We start from the raw sequence: 16,152 nt of genomic DNA, 5'->3' as shown, positions 1-16,152 counted from the left end.
AAAAGACAGAACGTTTACGCCCTATATCGGCCTAGACGGATTCGGCCAGCAACGTCTTGGCGCGGGCGACCGTCTCCTCGACCAGGACCTGTTGGGCGTCGACGATGGGCAGCTCGGGCAGCGGGAAGGCTTCCGCCAGCACCGAGAGCTCGGTGCAGCCGAGAATGACCACGTCGCAATGCCAGAGGCCACGCGGGTCGAGCAGCGCATCGACGATGCTGCGATAATGCCCTTCGTTGAGCGGCAGCCCGCCTTTGACCTCGTCGTAGATCAGCGTGTCAATGCGCCGTTGCAGCGCCTCGTCCGGCTCGATATAGTCGTATCCCGCCGCCTTCACCGCATCGCGGTAGATGCCGATTGCGCGCGATCCGCGGGTGCCCATGAACCCGACGCGCGGATGGCTGCGCGCCGGGTAGCGCTGGGCCATCTGCGCGACTGCGCAGCGCGGCATGTGCACGATAGGCACGTCGGTTGTCGCCTGCAGCGCATCATAGAAATAATGCTCGGTGTTGCACGGGATGACGATGAAACTCGCGCCGAGCGCAGTGGCCTTGGCGACGTCGTCGAGCAGCGTAGGCATGGGGCTTTCCGCGCTTTTCCCGAGGATGAACGCGGTGCGGTCGGGCACTCCGGCGTCGTTGAGGACCACGTAGTCGAGGTATTCCTGGTCGCTGTGCGCATGCGTGGCCTTGTCGACCTGCCGCACGTAGCTTTCGGTGGCCAAGGTTCCCATGCCGCCGATCACGGCGAAGAACGGACGTCTCATAGATCCTCCTTGTGGCTGAAATATCGTGCGTAGCGCCTCTTGTAGATCGAGAACATATGACGGATCATCAGCCAGCGTGTCGGGTTCATGTCCTTGCGATATTCCAAAGTGGTGCCCCAGTCGCCGCGCCTGATCATCGCGAGCCCACGCTGTTTGTCGCCGCCGTCGCGCACGTATTCGCGGAAGATCGAGCGCGGGATCTCCATCCACAGCTTGGAGCCGCGCGCGAACAGCGTCCGCCCGTCGAAGGCGGTGTCCTCGACCAGGTCCTCGACGAAGTAGCGCGCCAGATTGCAGCCGTTAAGCGTGACGAAGTAGCTGCTGCGGCCTTGTCTCAGGTTGATTTCGAAGAGCTTGTATTCGTCGTCGCGCTCGTCGTATTTCATATCGAAGTTCGCGACTCCCTGATAGCCGATGTCCTCGAGGAAATTTTTGATGCGCAGCATGATCGGCTCGTTGTAGTCGGGGATGATGGCCGCGTAGTTGCCCACGGCTTCGGGGGTGGGGTCCTCGAGCAGCGGATGGCCGAGGAACATCATGCGCACATGATGATGCTGATCGACATATGCGTTGAGCACACGCATGCGGCTGTCGTCGCCGGGAATGAAATCCTGAATGATCATGTCGCCGGTGTATCCGGCCTCATACGCCCGCCGGATCAGCGTGTCGAGTTCGGCCGGATCATCGATGACGAAGGCCTTCTTGCGGCCGGGGAAGTCGATGTCGAGCCATAACGCGCTGTCCGCGGGCTTCATGGCGACCGGGTAGCCGAACGGCAGTGTGTGATGCTCGCCGCGCGACACGCCTTCAGCAGACACGACCTTCGTGGCCGGATGCGGCAGATCATACTGCTCGCATGTCGCATAGAAACTTGATTTGAGGCTCAGCCGCCGGTTGAGCGCCGGTTCGAGCGTATTGAAAACGAAGTAGTCCTGCAGTTTGCCGGCGCATTCGCTCAGCAGATTCGCATACAGATCGCCGCACGGTATCACCAGCAGCGTCGTGTCCGGATGCTCCTGTTTCATGCGTCTGCCATAGTCCAACAAGGCGGAGCGGAAGATGCTTGGCTCGCCGAATCCAGGAATGATGCGCAGATCAAGGATACGGCTGAACTTGGTGGGGGAGAGCGGGAAGTGCGCGAACGCGACGGATGTGAGCCCGTATTCCTCGTGGAATGCGCGGGCCATGCCGTAAGCGTTGATGTCGCTGCCCAGCAGGATGGGTTGGAATTGCTTCATGCCGCTACCTTACCTCGGGGTGCCGCGTAGATGAATGCTACATGTCGGCCGGTTGAGCGAACAGTCCGGCGATCACGGTTGCGTCCCCGAGATAAGGCTCCGGCCTGCCGTCGATGATATTGGCGGTCTCGTTGCCCTTGCCGATCAGCACAAGTATGTTGAGTCGGTCCGGATGCGCGCGGGCATCCTGCAGCGCGACGCCGATCGCCTGCGCGCGGTCGATGACGATATGCGTCGCGGCATGCGAATCAGTCACATAGGAGCGCATCTGCCGGGCGATCTGCGCGGGGTCCTCATGATTCGGGTCGTCGGTGGTGAAGACGAAGGACTCGGCCCGGCCCAGCGCGCCTTTGACAATGCCTTCGCGCCGATCCAGCGCTTTGCCGCCGGTGGATCCGGCAACCAAGACGATGCGTGGATTGCGGCCTGCGTACCGCCGCTCGATCTCGTCGAGCAGTGTCTTGGTACTCAGATAATTATGGGCGTAGTCAACATAGGCGATGATGCCGTCGCGGCTGACGAAGCGCTCCATGCGTCCGGGCACATGGACATCGTTGACGGCCTGCAGCGCCGCATCGTCGGGAGCCACATCAGCCTCGAGCGCGATGGCGATGGCTGCCGCGGCATTCGCGATGTTGAATTCGCCATGCATGGACAGCCGGAAATCCTGTATTTTCGTGCCGTGGACGTCCACGCTGAACGCACCTGGATCCTCGACGTCATCCGTGGCGATGACGTCGGCGGGTGTCGAGAGCCCGGCGGCCTGGTCGTGCAGCGCAAACGATGTGACGGCGATGCCGCTTGCCGCGGCGTCTTCGCGCAGCAGGTCGGCGTGGGCGCAATCGGCGCCGAGCACCAGCGCGCGGCTGTTGGCGATGATCTGGCGTTTGCAATAGAAATAGTCTTCGAACGTCGGGTGCTCGATCGGGCTGATATGATCAGGACTGATATTCAGGAACGCGCCGACATCGAAGGTCAGCCCGAACACACGCTCGCGCTTATAAGCCTGCGAGGAGACCTCCATCACGAAGTAGCGCATGCCATTGCCAGCGGCCTCGCGCATCATGCGGAACACATCCAATGATTCCGGCGTCGTCAGATGCGAGGGCTCGAAATGCTCGCCGTCCATGCAATGGACGAGCGAGGACGAGAGCGCCGCCCTGCCATGCGACACAGCCTGAAGGATGGCATGCGTGAAATACGCCGTGGTCGTTTTGCCTTTGGTCCCGGTGATGCCGATCAACGTCATGGAGCGCTGTGGATTGCCGTAGAACTGCGCGGCGAGCAGACTCATGGCCTGCTGCACATCGTCGACGATGATGCCCGGCGCATCCGTGTGCCGCGAATAATCTCGCTCGGCCACGTAGCAGGCCGGGGCGCCGTTTTCGAGCTGTGCGAGAAACTCCGGCTTGAACTGGCCCTTGATGAACAGCAGGCTGTGCGCATCGGCCTTGCGCGTGTCGTAGGTGAGCGATGCGATGGGGGCGTCAAAACCCGCGATCAACCGGGCGTCCAAAGTCCAACGTTCGCCATTGATGATTTCACGCAGCAGATGACGACGCCGCAACAGCGTGACGGCCGCTGCGGGAGTCAGGGAAGACTGGTAGGCAGGCATTCTCGGAGTTCCCTTCATAGCCAGGTGTCGTGGATCGGCTGGCGGCCTTTGCGCTGCAGCCAAGTGTTGAAATTGTCGCGCCAGGCGACGAAGGCTTTGCGCTGCCAGCCCATCAGCTCGGCGAGCGTCAAATGGCCGACCTGTGGGTACAGCGCGCTGATCGGCGCAATGAGGTCGACGGCGACCGTGGTGTCGGCCGTGGCGTCGTGGAAGTCGCCGTGCGGTTCCACGCCATAGTATTCGGCCGTATATGAGAGGTTGCGTTTGCCGGAGCGCTTCGAAATCGCGCGGTCGATGACCAGCGGATCCGCGACCAGCAGGTCGTCCGGCAGCGTGCCGAGCTTCCAGCGGCGCAGATCGCCGGCGAGCATGCGCACGTCGAACGGCGCGTTATAGGCCAGCAGCGGGATGCGTTTGGACTGGGCGGTCTCGATGAGCTGCACGATGCGCGCGATAGCCGCCTGCGGCTCCTCGCCATGTTCGGACAGGAATTCGTCGGTGAAGCCGTTCACCGCGCTCGCATGCGGGTTCATCGGCCGGTGCGGGCTGATGATCCATTCGCCCACCGTGTCGCCCGCATAGCCGGCCTTAGGGTCGCGCAGCACCAGCGTGGCCGAGACGATGGCGTCGCGGCCGGCATATGTTCCAGTGGTCTCGGTGTCGAAGCCGAGCAGCAGGGAATCGGGGAGCAGCGTGTCTTCGCCTTGTTCGGGCGCTGCCGACAGGGCGGCTGCAAGTGCGTCGTGGGAAGCGGTCGTAGCGGTCGTAAGGGACGTCATACAGGACATTGTGCGCCAGCAAACAGACAAAGCTGTGCGACTGCAAATCAACGATGCCCTGTCAGCTTAACGGTTCGACATACCTGTCGACGGGCGTCGCGCAACGGGTGCCTAGAATAGTGTGCGTGACGAACGAGCAGACTGAGACCATCGCGAGCAGGCGCGCGCGCTTTGAGCAGCTTGCCATGCCCGCCGTCAATGCGCTCTACCGCCAGGCGATGAAGCTGACCAACAACACCGAGGACGCGCAGGACTTGGTGCAGGACGCATACGAGCGCGGGTTCAAGGCTTTCGACAGCTTCCAACCGGGCAGCAATTTCGAGGCGTGGATGAGCACGATCGAACGCAATGCCTTTTTCAACCAGTATGCGAAGGCGAAACGTCGTCCCCGACGGGCCAATGATTCGACCGGCGAATATGACGACTGGGATATTTATTCGGCGTCCGAGCACGCTTCGGAGGGATTGCGCTCCGCGGAGCAGGAATACCTCGACAATTTCGCCCCCGAGGAGATTCTCAAGGCTTTCGGCAAACTCAGCCCCGAACGCCGCCAAGTGTTCATCGATACGGCGATCGATGGCAAGTCCTACCAGCAGGTGGCCGATGAGCAGGGCATCAAGATCGGCACGGTGATGAGCCGCCTCAATCGCGCCCGCAATCAGCTCAAACGCGAATTGGCGTCATACGCGCGTGAGCGCGGATATGGCGATGGTGGCGGCCAGGGCGTGCGCGGGCAGTTGAAGAGTTCACCATCCGCGAACCCGGTGGCGGCATCAAACCGCCATAATGGGGTGAAGAACGGCGTCTCGCCGGCCGTGGACGTTGCAAAGAGCAGTATTGCGGCGGACGACGTCATGGAAGATGCCACTATCGGAAATGTTGGTATAGGGAGCACTGTGGCAGAAGACACTGCGGGAAAGGAGCGGGCATGAGCGAGTCGATGGGCCAGCGCCATATCCGTATCACACGGGACGCCAGCATGAGCGTGACGCGCACCGAGGTGGAGATCACCACTGACGCTGCCGGGGCGGTCACCACTGCGGCGGTCACCGAGACGCAGCTGCTGTCGATGAACACGCACCCGCACGAGCCTGGCAATCAGCATGCCCACGACGGCCGTGCCCATGACACCGGAGAGTGTTTCGATCCCTCGTGTTGCGACGCGCGCGAGAAGGCGCTGATTCGATCGTTGCGCGCCTACCTTCGCCCGCAGATAGCCCCAGATTGCCTTATTACTCGGCTCAACCAGGCGTTGGATCGCTATTGCGAGGTGAACCTGCCCGAGGTGCGCGACGATGAGAAGTAGTGCATGGAGCTTTGACTCGTACTTTTTCGACGATGAAGGGGACGTGTGGGACATTCAGCGCGAAACCTGTCGCAGCTGGCCGCAGAAAAGAAATGCGCTACAATCGGTATTTCATGAATAGGCGGCTGATTGCCGCTCGCATATGCACGAACGTGCAGTCGCGCCGGGATAAAAGGCGTTGCAGGAACAACGGCGCAGGAGAGACGAGAGATAAATGACATTAGGCAAAAGGCAGATCAGGCAACTACGTTCGCTGGCGAACCCATTGCAGCCGCTATTGTGGATCGGCAAAGGCGGCGTGAACGAGGCCACGGCGGCGCAGGCAGCCGAGACGCTCGACTCGCATGAGCTCATCAAATGCGTGGTGCAGGACGGCTGCCCCATCGATGCGCGCGAGGCGGGGCAGGATCTGGCCGGGCGTCTTGCGGCCGAACTTGTCCAAGTCATTGGGCATCGTTTCGTCCTCTTCCGCCGCAGCGACAAGGAAGGTATCAAGCACATCGAATTGGCGCGGTAACGCTCTGCGGGACGGTTGTCTCCCATGCGTGGCTGGCTCATGCTTTTTGGATCGGGTCTAAAAGGCGCGGGCCAGAACGGCCGTCTCATGTTTGATTTCCACGAGTGGGACCATTGAATCTCTGCCATTCGCACGGTCCAAAGCCGTCATTCGTGCTGTTCGTTTAACTCGTTTTTTCGTCAGCATCGACAAGCGTGAGCCGGAAACGCCTTATTTCCGTTGGGTTGCGTACAGTGGGGCGTGTTGCGACCAGTAGATTTGGAGGTTCTTCATGCCAGAGCGCACCCCGCAAGTGGCGGTGATCATGGGATCGGCGAGCGATTGGAAGACGATGAGGCATGCTTGCGACATTCTCGATCGTTTCGGCGTTCCCTACGCCAAGCAGGTGATATCCGCGCATCGCACGCCCGAGCTGATGGCCAAGTTCGCTGGCGGCGCCCGCGCCCAAGGTTTCAAAGTCATCATCGCCGGTGCTGGCGGAGCCGCCCATCTGCCGGGCATGGTCGCCGCGCAGACCACGCTGCCGGTCATCGGCGTCCCTGTGCAATCGCATGCCTTGTCGGGGTGGGATTCGCTGCTTTCCATCGTCCAGATGCCGGCAGGCATACCCGTGGCGACGACGGCGATCGGCGACTCGGGAGCCAGCAATGCGGGCCTGCTCGCGGTGGGCATCCTGAGCACGAATGACGAGCGGTTGGCGGCTGCCTTGCACGACTATCGCGAAGAACTCAAAGAATCAGTGGAGGCCTCGAATGCCAAGCTTATCTGAGGAAACGAACGGGAAAATCTCCCAGCTGATGCCGGGCGCGACCATCGGCATCATCGGCGGCGGCCAACTCGGCCAGATGATGGCCATATCCGCGAAATACCACGGGTTCCGCGTCGGCACGCTCGATCCGACGCCCGACTGCCCGACCGCGCAAGTGGCAGATTTCCAGATTGTCGCCGAATACGACGACAAGACCGCGATTCATGAGCTCGCCGAGCGCAGCGACGTGCTCACCTATGAATTCGAGAATGTGGACGCCGATGCCATTGACGAGGTGCGCGATCTGGCTGCGGTGCCGCAGGGAACCGATCTGCTGCGCGTGACCCAGGACCGCGTGCACGAGAAGCAGTTCATCAACGATCATGGCACTGCGACGGCCCCGTGGAGGGCTGTGGATGATGCCGTTGGCTTGCGCGCGGCGATCCGGGAGATTGGCTATCCGGCGGTGCTCAAAACCCGCTGCGGCGGCTATGACGGCCACGGCCAAGACGTGCTGCGCGGTGACGATGACCTGGAACGTGTGCTTGCCCGCGCGCAGGAGGAGGGGAGTTTCGCCGCCTCGATCCTCGAAGGTTTCGTCGATTTCGCCTTCGAGGCTTCGATTCTGGTGTCGGGCAACGGCACGGATTTGGTCACTTTCCCGATCGTGCGCAACGAGCATCGGAACAATATCCTGCATCTGACAATCGCTCCGGCTCGAGTGGAGCCTAGCATCGAGCGCGAGGCGCATGAGCTCGCCGTGCGGTTGGCGAAGGGCTTCGAACTGGCGGGTACGCTGGCCATCGAGCTGTTCATCACCAAGGACGGTCGCGTGGTGGTCAACGAACTCGCGCCAAGGCCGCACAATTCCGGCCATTACACCATCGAAGCCTGCTCGCTCGACCAGTTCGATGCGCATATCCGCGGCATCGTCGGCTGGCCGCTCGAACAGCCGTGTCTGCTCAGCTCGGCGGTCATGGTCAATGTGCTCGGCCAGCATGTCGCGCCCACGCGGGCGCTGATCGCCGAGCACCCCGAATGGAACGTCCACGACTACGGCAAGGCTGAGATCAAGCATAACCGCAAAATGGGTCACATCACCGTGCTCACCAACGATACGGCGGCTACGGTTGACGCGCTGGAAGAAACCGGTTGCTGGAATGATCTGAAAGCCGGAGAATAGGCTACGAGGCGGCTACCGCGTGCGGCAATATATGGTAATACGGCATTGCGGCAGATGAGGTGTGATGGTTGTGATGCGACGGATGCCATGTGACGGTTACGCCTGCAGGGCAGGGCATTGGCGTGCGATGGACGATGTATGAGGGGATGGCGGCATTGTGATGGCTGTGAGGAAATCAATGGTGCGGCACACCAAGCAGAAGGACACGGTGCTTCAGGCGCTGCGCGGATGCGATGACTTCGTTTCCGCACAGGAGCTGCATCGTCGGCTCACCGAACAGGGTGAGCGCATCGGCTTGGCGACCATCTACCGCCAGCTCAATACGCTAGCGACCAACGGCAATGCCGACACGATACGGCTCAACGAGCAGCAGATGTTCCGCATCTGCGACGACAACGGGCACCACCATCATCTGGTATGCGAACTGTGCGGCAAAACCGTGGAAATCGAGCCGCCGGATGAGCTGTGGCTGCGCAGCGTGGCGCAGGAGCATGGCTACACGGTCAGCTCGCACACGCTCGAAGTGTTCGGACTGTGCCCCGACTGCCAGCAGAATCAGCGCGAATCGGCATCACCGGCGCAATAGCGGCGATGATGCGGTGGCGTAGGTGCCGATGGAGACGCGGCAGCCTGGTCATCGGCACCTTGTGCCGCCCGTGTGGCATATTCGCCGCTCCCGTTGCATGACGTATCTTTCGTCGTGCGCGGTTTCCAAGAAACGCAAAACGTTGGAAATTCGTTATTCCTGTTCTGGTGAAAACGTCGCACAGCGAAAAATACGTCGCATAACGGAGGATGCGTCACACGACGAAGTAAAAACGGATTAGGACTTCGAATTCTGTCCGCGCATCGCTTTGAGCATGCCGGCGATCTGTGAGGGCTTCAGGCCTGGCACGTAGGCGCTGACGACGGCCAGCCCGATCTGCGGGAGCTTGACCGGATCCGGATAGCACAAGTAGATTGGCGCCTCGACCGGCTGAAACTTACGTTTAAAGAAAAACAATGACCGGAACCCATAGGCGGGCTCGAGCATGTCGGCGACGATCTGCAGCGCATGCTCGATGACTTCGGCGTCAGCCGTGCCCTGCGGCGAACCACCTTCGCCCATGCCGGCAAGCGGAGCCGCGGACAGGCTCATGAATTCCACGGCATGCTCCGGATCGGCCATGCCCTCGTCACGCAGGCGTTCGGCCATACGCGCGATAAGGAACTCCATGATGCCATTAGGCGAGTCGGTGCGGTGTCGCATGAAATCAAGCGTCCAGCCGATGACGCGGCCATCGCGATACGTCGGCATCCAGCTCGTGACGCCCAGCACCACGCCTTGAGCATCGAGCGCATAAAGCAACGCGACACGGCTGTCGCGCAATTCCTCTACGCCACCGAGCGTGAATTTCATTTCGGGCAGCGCTTTGAGCTGCGCCCACTGTTCGGAGATGTCGACGATCTGCTGCTGAATCTCCCAACCGGCGTCCTCGAACGTCGTGAGCACATCGGCAACGCCATCGCGTTTCGCCTTGTTGATAGCGGTGCGGATGTCCTGCCACTTCTTGCCGCGGGTCTGCCACCGGCTGGGAATCACGACCATTTCGGTGCCCACATTGATGCACAGGCAGCCGAGACGCTCGAGTTGCTCACGCATCGGTTCATGCACGGCGTAGAACGCGGGCGTCCAGGAATTGTGGTTGCAGAATCGGATGAATTCACGCAACGAGGAACCATACTCCCTCGGATCGCCGAAGGGGCCGGTCACGGTCAGTGCCACGCCGTGCAGCACGCGATAAGCGACCGCGCTGCGTGTGCTGGCGGAGAACCAATAGCGATTGTCTTCCCACGTGGTCATGAAGCTCATCGATTCGCCATTGCGCTCGACCAGTTGGCCGGCGGCCTGCCTGCCGTGGCCAGCAGAACCGGGAGCATCGCGGAACCAGAGGAGGAACACCGCCAGCACCACCAGCCAGAACCCTGCGACGAGCATCTGAGCGAGCACCAGCAACGGCAGCGTGCGTGGCTGCAGCCCGGAGGCGATGCGCCCAGCGAAGCCCACCGGCAGGAGACGGTGCACAATGTCGAGCAAGAGCGTGGAGAAGCGGGCCCGGGGAACGAAATCCTGCGGACGTGCGATGCCAACCAGAAGGTAGAGCGACCCTGCGGCGAAGCCACTCAATGCTATGGCCGCGCAGCCGCGAACGATGCGTCGGGTTCCTGTTCGAATCGGGAAATGCTGCAGATTGCAGGCTATCGCGGCGGTCAGCAGCAATGGTGGCAGCGCGGTGATGACGAAGACTGGAGCCAGCGCATAATGGTGTTCCAGCGGTTTGTCGGCGAGATCAGCCGCCAGCGGATAGAGCAGGTAGTCGGTGATGGCGATCACCGCCGTCGACGTGTTGAACAGCATACTGGCCCAGGCGGCGAGTCTACGTCCGCGATAGAGCCCCCAGGCCACAGCGGCCAGCGCGGCGACCGGCAACAGGACCCTGATCCACAGGGCGGCCAGGGCGGCGTGATGGACGCCGGCCAGCACAAGGCAGCTGCCGATCGAGTTGTTTCGCTCACAAGCCTGCACCAGCACGGCATTGTCGAAATCGTTCGTTATGAGCAGCCCTAAGCTGGTCAGGATGCCGGCGTGAGTGCGCGAAGTGATCGCCAGGATCGGGCCGATGGCCAGCACGAGCTGTATCGCTGCCAGCAGCCGGCGCATTTCATAATCCGTGCCGCGCCACCATTGGGCGTGGATTTCATCCATGCGCGTTGAAAGTTGCAACGGCAACGACGAGCGCGGGGAAGCTTGAGAGATTGGAGACGAAACTTGCGCAGACAGCGGCTGAATGGGCTGCGCGGCAGGCTGCGCCAGCCCTTTGCGCCGCCGACGATAGTCAAGACGGTTCAGCACGATTCCCGTGACGTGCCCAAGCGCCACCACTGCCAGCGTGCAGTAGTCGCCGGGGTTGCCGGTGAACAGCAGTCCGGAGCCGACGATCGCATAGCACAGCAATACGATTCTGCGGCGCCAGAGCACCGAGACGAACGCGCTCGCCGCCATGAGCGTGCCGGCCACCATCGTGAATGGCGAGAGCGATACGGCGATCTGCTGCAGCCGCGGCCAATCGGCGAAAGGACGGTTGATGATGATGCACGCCAGCAGTCCCAGCGCGGTTCCCGCTGCAGTGTTGACCACGAGCATCGCCAAGGTTTTAGGCCAGCCGAACCTGGTCTGGGCGAAACCAGCGCCGCCGAGCAGCAGCGCCGCGAATATCAGCAGCGATATCGGCCCGCGTACGAAGAACACGGACTCAAGCAGATGAAGGAATTGGAGAAGAGGCGCGTCTCGCGCGGACAGAGCGGTGTGGCCTGGCCCATGCGGATGCGGAGCGGCCATCCATTGCACCAAGCTGAATGATGGGCCCGATGCGGCGTTGGTGATATGCCGCACCGCACGCCAGATCCAGCGCACGATGTTGGCGATCACGAACAGGCCGCTGGCGACGATGGCGAACTTATGGGTTGAAATCCAGACACGCAGATCGTTCACAAGCAGCGTCCAGCTGGAACGCCTCGGTTTTTTGGCTGCGACGTTGCTCATGCGGATGTCCTTTCGCTGCTGTGCGTATTGGAGTCGCCGGACCTGCTCGAGTTGCCGGGGTTGTTGAGTCCGTGAGGTTTGCGGGCGCTGGATGCATGCGTTTGGCGTGAATCAGCACCGCGCAGGTCGACTGTTCTCAAATCTGTATACGAAGAAAGCGGCGCGACGTCGTCGCCCAATCCGGTCTGCCTGCAGAAGCGCTCGAGCGCCGGTTTCAGTGACGCCTGCACGGTATGCCAATCATGGCCTGCATTGTGCACGACCACTGCGATGACCTGCATGCCCGAACGCAAGGCCGCCTGGCCGATGGCTTCCTGATTGCGCTGAGAATTGCGATCCCAGGACCCGGCTGCGCTGAACATGGTTTGGCTGCTGGGCGTGTGTTCGGCGATGATATGGGTGGGAACATGGCGCTCATAGTCCTTCACGTTGCCTGCGAAATATCGGTCGATGGTGTTCTCCCGCGTCCGGTCGGTGGGTTCGAGCTCGCCATCCGCCGCAAAAATGTGACCATAGAGCTCCGGATGTGCGGGGCCGAGCTGCGTGCTGCAAGTGCCGCCCTGCGAGAATCCCCCGATCAGCCATTGGCTGGGGGAGTGCGAGACGGGAAGATGCCCTTTGATCCAATCGGTGACGTCGATCGTCAGATAGGTTTCCGCCTTGCCATACACCGGCGTGTCGGCGCATAGCGAGTTATGGGCCGCCGAGCCGTTCTGGTCGGGTGAGACGACGATGGGAGCCAGCCCGTCGTGGGCGGCGGCATATTCGTTGAGCATGTCGACGATACCGCTGGCTTCGAAGAAGCGGTCGGGGCTGCCGGGCTGCCCGGCGAGCATGATCATCACCGGCAGCCGGGGAGGCCGTTTGCTCAGCGCGGCCGGCGGCAGATAGACGTCGGCCTCGCGGGCAACGAAACCGGATGCCGTCGGCGGGATCGGAACCCTGCGCACCTCGCCCTGCCCGGGCATGATGGGCGTGCGCCCTTCGCCTGCCATGAGCCGCCATTGCGCGACGCTTGTCGTCCCTGATGCCCGTCGCACGGTATGCCGGCCCAGCGGCCGGTAGTTGGGCGCATTGAACAGCGATCCGATGGTCGTGTACTCGCCATACGACATATCGATCAGCAGGGCGCTGCTGGCGATGACCAAGGGAACCGTCACAGCGGCGATTACGCGGCGAACATTGTTCGAATCGACAATGACGACAATGAGCAGCGCCAACAGCGCGAAAGCCAGGGCGACCGCCGCCATGGCCAGCAACTCCAGATTGACGCCGAAGACCATCCACACATCGGATATCAGCCAGACCAAAACGTAGCCGAGCACGCCGCCGACCAAGGCCGCCAGGAATTCCTGCATGCGGCCGAGCCTGCTGCGCATGCTCATAGGCTGATTGCCTCGGGCACCCTGCTGCCCGCTCCCTTTGCCGGGCTGACTCAGATGCCTGGGATCGCCGTATCGATTGCCGCTGTGCCAATTGCCATTGTGCCTTGCGGACAATCTCGCGTGCCGGCTTTTGTCTGGCTTCATCGCCAGCACAAGAACAAGGCCGATGATGGTAATCGAGAAAAGGCTGGTCGGCAGCCAGCCGATCAGCAGATGCGTGTGCATGACAGCGTTCATATCAACCCCCTCTGCCGGCACCCACGTCATTGATATGACGCGTCGATATAACCGATTGCCGATGATAGCCGTTTTCGCGCGGCTGTTCCCTCATCCGTCGGGATGAGGGGCGCAAGCCAATAGAGGGAGGTGAGTATAGTGCGTGGTGCTACTGGCCCAGCGCCTTGTAGTCCAAAGCCTTGGCGCCGATGTCGTGGCGATAGAACATGCCGGTGGTGTCCGCTGAGTCAAGCAGCGCGTAGGCACGCTGCTGCGCAGTGGCGATATCGCGGGCGGTGCATTCAACGAGCAGGACGCGCCCCGAGTCGGCGACCAGCCCTGAACCGGCCTGCGCCCGCACTGCCTGCTGCACAGCCTCGTCCTGTTCGATGTTGGCATCGGGGATGGTGACTGTGATGCCGTCCACCACGGTGCTGTCGGTCTGCGCCAGGGCGATGTCGCCGGTGAGCGCGCTGGCGTTGCCCACTCCGGCGTAATAGACATGCTCACGCTCGGCTGTGTGGATGACGGGCACTGCGGCGCCTGTGACGACGTGGTCGGGGTAGCCGTCCGAGGCGAGGATGACGCCTACGGTGGCGACGTCGTCATTCCATGTGAATTGCGGTTCGCCGCCGTCGAGTATCGCGCTGATGCCGGCGCCGAGGTCCGAGGCGAGCTGCGGCAGCACGACTTCGGTTTCCGGGTCGCCGAAACGCGCATTGAATTCGATGACTTTGGGCCCTTCCGCTGTCGCGATCAGCCCGGCATAGAGGATCCCGGTGAACGGCGTGCCCTCCTCGTTCATCGCCTTGACGGTGGGGCGTACGATGCTCTCTATGGCCTTGTCGACAACATCTGCACCGATCTGCGGAACTGGGCTGTACGCGCCCATACCGCCAGTATTTGGCCCCTTGTCGCCGTCGTAGGCGCGTTTGTGATCCTGAGAGATGGGCATCGGCCAGAAGTCGGTGCCATTGACGAAGCTCATCAGTGAGAATTCCTGGCCCTCCAGAAACTCTTCGACGACCACTTTGGCCCCGGCCTGGCCGAAACGATGGTCGAGGAAGATGTCTTCGAGGGCGTGCATCGCGGTGCGCTCGTCCATGGCCACGGTCACGCCTTTGCCGCCGGCCAGCCCGTCCGCCTTGATGACGATGGGCGCGCCCTGCTCGCGCACATAGCGCTGCGCCTCGGCGAGCGAATCGAAGGTCTGGTACCGGGCGGTCGGTATGCCATGGCGGTCCATGAGTTGCTTGGCGAAGTCTTTGGAGCCTTCGATCTGCGCGGCGGCCTTGGTCGGGCCGAACGCCTTGATGCCGGCGGCGGCGAAATCGTCGACGAGGCCCTCGATCAACGGCACCTCGGGGCCGACGAGCACCCAGTCGTAGCCGTTGTGCTGCACGAAACCGATGAGCGCCGCATGGTTGGCGGTGCTCAGGCTGGTGGTGCGGATGCCGTCGGCCAGCATGCCGGGGTTGCCTGGGGCCACGGTCACCTCCTGCACGCTGCCGCCGCGCAAGAGGGTATGCGCGATCGCGTGCTCGCGCGCGCCTGAACCAATCACCAGAACCTTCATGCCCATAGCAACTCCTTGCCTGCGTATTCGTCGTATTCGTTTGTCATGCTTTTCGTATGATGGACGCGTGTGCCAGCGCCATGCTGCCCGCATGCGCCGCCGGCATGCGATATCGTACTCGGCGGGCGGGTGCCTGCCTTATCCGGTTCTTTTATTTCTGTTGCGCCTGTCACTGCTGCTGCGCCTCTACTGTATATCTCGCCGCAGCTCGACGTCGGCGTCGCCGCGCGGGACGATTTCGCCGATGATGCGGGCGTCCTCTCCTGCATCATCGAGCAGCGCCATCGTCTCTTCCGCATGGTTCGAGGCGACAGCAAGCACCATGCCGATGCCCATGTTGAACACGTTGAACATCTCCATATGGTCGATGCCGCCCGCCTGTTCGATCACGTCGAAGATCGGCGGGATGTCCCAGCTGCCGAGCATGATGCGGGCGGCCAAGCCGTCGGGGATCATGCGAGGGATGTTCTCGATGAAGCCGCCGCCGGTGATATGCGCCACGCCTTTGATAAAGTCCGCCTTGAACAGCGGCTTCAGCGCCTTGACATAGATCTTCGTCGGGGTGAGCAGCACGTCGCCCAGGGCCTTGCCCCCCAATTCATCGAGCTTGGTATTGACGCTGTATCCTGCCTGCTCGAACAGCGCCTTGCGCACCAGCGAGAAGCCGTTGGAATGCACGCCGCTTGAAGCCAGCCCGATGAGTGTATCGCCCTGCGCGATGGCGGAGCCGTCGACGATGGCCGGCCTCTCCGCCACGCCCACGGTGAACCCAGCCAGATCGTATTCATCCGGGTCATACATGCCGGGCATTTCGGCGGTCTCGCCGCCGATCAGCGCGCAGCCGGCCTGCACGCAGCCGTCGGCTACGCCGGCGACGACCTGCTCGAGCAACGCCGGGTCGTTGGCGCCGCAGGCGATGTAGTCGAGGAAGAACAAAGGCTCGGCGCCTTGCGCCGCGATGTCGTTGACGCACATCGCAACGCAGTCGATGCCTATGGTGTCGTGCCTCCCAGCCATCTTCGCCACCATGAGCTTGGTACCGACGCCGTCGGTGCCCGAAACGAGCATCGGCTCCCGATATCCCAGCGAGGCGAGATCGAAGAGTCCGCCGAAGCCGCCGATGCCGCCCACGACTCCCGGACGCTTCGTGCGCTTGACGTGCGAAGCTATGCGGCGGACGACTTCGTAGCCGGCTTCGACGCTGACTCCGGCGTGTTCATAGGCTTGTGGCATGACGGCT

Annotated in this window: 14 protein-coding genes; 6 read left to right on the top strand and 8 right to left on the bottom strand. The window is 62.1% G+C overall.

The window, feature by feature from the left end; translation table 11 throughout:
- Positions 1-31: 31 nt before the first annotated feature.
- From LKG04_RS00130 to LKG04_RS00115, 4 genes are read right to left on the bottom strand one after another with little or no spacing between them, the layout of a single operon-like run.
- Complete coding sequence (locus LKG04_RS00130; protein WP_291759259.1) at positions 32-766, bottom strand: aspartate/glutamate racemase family protein; 735 nt, start codon at positions 764-766, stop codon at positions 32-34.
- On the bottom strand, positions 763-2,004 hold the full coding sequence (locus LKG04_RS00125) for a carboxylate--amine ligase (RefSeq protein WP_291759257.1): 1,242 nt from the start codon (positions 2,002-2,004) through the stop codon (positions 763-765). The genes LKG04_RS00130 and LKG04_RS00125 overlap by 4 nt, the downstream gene beginning before the upstream one ends.
- Before the next feature lie 37 nt (positions 2,005-2,041).
- Positions 2,042-3,619, bottom strand: a complete 1,578-nt coding sequence (locus LKG04_RS00120; RefSeq protein WP_291759255.1) for a Mur ligase family protein — start codon at positions 3,617-3,619, stop codon at positions 2,042-2,044.
- Positions 3,620-3,633: 14 nt separating this feature from the next.
- On the bottom strand, positions 3,634-4,398 hold the full coding sequence (locus LKG04_RS00115; protein WP_291759253.1) for an exonuclease domain-containing protein: 765 nt from the start codon (positions 4,396-4,398) through the stop codon (positions 3,634-3,636).
- Positions 4,399-4,583: 185 nt separating this feature from the next.
- Between LKG04_RS00115 and LKG04_RS00110 the strand changes: the two genes are divergently transcribed.
- The 6 genes from LKG04_RS00110 (at position 4,584) to LKG04_RS00085 (ending at position 8,738) form a co-directional block, all read left to right on the top strand.
- Positions 4,584-5,330 carry a sigma-70 family RNA polymerase sigma factor gene (locus tag LKG04_RS00110; protein WP_434734832.1) on the top strand — a complete coding sequence of 249 codons (747 nt, stop codon included), beginning with the start codon at positions 4,584-4,586 and terminating at the stop codon, positions 5,328-5,330.
- Positions 5,327-5,704 carry a hypothetical protein gene (locus tag LKG04_RS00105; RefSeq protein WP_291759252.1) on the top strand — a complete coding sequence of 126 codons (378 nt, stop codon included), beginning with the start codon at positions 5,327-5,329 and terminating at the stop codon, positions 5,702-5,704. The genes LKG04_RS00110 and LKG04_RS00105 overlap by 4 nt, the downstream gene beginning before the upstream one ends.
- A gap of 214 nt (positions 5,705-5,918) precedes the next feature.
- Positions 5,919-6,221, top strand: coding sequence for a YhbY family RNA-binding protein (locus LKG04_RS00100; protein WP_291759250.1), 303 nt, complete (start codon positions 5,919-5,921; stop codon positions 6,219-6,221).
- Between the two features lie 271 nt (positions 6,222-6,492).
- Positions 6,493-6,990 (top strand): 5-(carboxyamino)imidazole ribonucleotide mutase, encoded by a 498-nt coding sequence (purE, locus tag LKG04_RS00095; RefSeq protein ID WP_291759248.1) that lies wholly within the window; start codon positions 6,493-6,495, stop codon positions 6,988-6,990.
- Positions 6,974-8,152, top strand: coding sequence for a 5-(carboxyamino)imidazole ribonucleotide synthase (gene purK / locus LKG04_RS00090; RefSeq protein ID WP_291759246.1), 1,179 nt, complete (start codon positions 6,974-6,976; stop codon positions 8,150-8,152). The genes purE and purK overlap by 17 nt, the downstream gene beginning before the upstream one ends.
- Before the next feature lie 178 nt (positions 8,153-8,330).
- Positions 8,331-8,738, top strand: coding sequence for a Fur family transcriptional regulator (locus LKG04_RS00085; protein ID WP_291759244.1), 408 nt, complete (start codon positions 8,331-8,333; stop codon positions 8,736-8,738).
- 237 nt (positions 8,739-8,975) lie between these two features.
- Here the strand turns inward: LKG04_RS00085 and LKG04_RS00080 are convergent, their stop codons facing one another.
- The 4 genes from LKG04_RS00080 to purM form a co-directional block, all read right to left on the bottom strand.
- Entirely contained in the window at positions 8,976-11,735 is a 2,760-nt protein-coding gene (locus LKG04_RS00080) for a bifunctional lysylphosphatidylglycerol flippase/synthetase MprF (protein ID WP_291759242.1), read from the bottom strand.
- The gene (locus LKG04_RS00075) at positions 11,732-13,357 is read right to left on the bottom strand and encodes an alpha/beta hydrolase (RefSeq protein ID WP_291759241.1); all 1,626 of its coding nucleotides are present in this window, start codon (positions 13,355-13,357) and stop codon (positions 11,732-11,734) included. The genes LKG04_RS00080 and LKG04_RS00075 overlap by 4 nt, the downstream gene beginning before the upstream one ends.
- Positions 13,358-13,505: 148 nt before the next feature.
- A complete protein-coding gene (purD, locus tag LKG04_RS00070; protein WP_291759239.1) occupies positions 13,506-14,918 on the bottom strand; it encodes a phosphoribosylamine--glycine ligase in 1,413 nt (470 codons plus the stop codon).
- A gap of 180 nt (positions 14,919-15,098) precedes the next feature.
- The gene (gene purM / locus LKG04_RS00065; RefSeq protein WP_291759237.1) at positions 15,099-16,145 is read right to left on the bottom strand and encodes a phosphoribosylformylglycinamidine cyclo-ligase; all 1,047 of its coding nucleotides are present in this window, start codon (positions 16,143-16,145) and stop codon (positions 15,099-15,101) included.
- Between the last annotated feature and the right edge of the window lie 7 nt (positions 16,146-16,152).

The organism is Bifidobacterium sp. (genome assembly GCF_022640935.1).
Lineage (GTDB): Bacteria > Actinomycetota > Actinomycetes > Actinomycetales > Bifidobacteriaceae > Bifidobacterium.
Note: the sequence above shows the minus strand (reverse complement) of the source record. Positions and strands in the feature narration are given on the sequence as shown.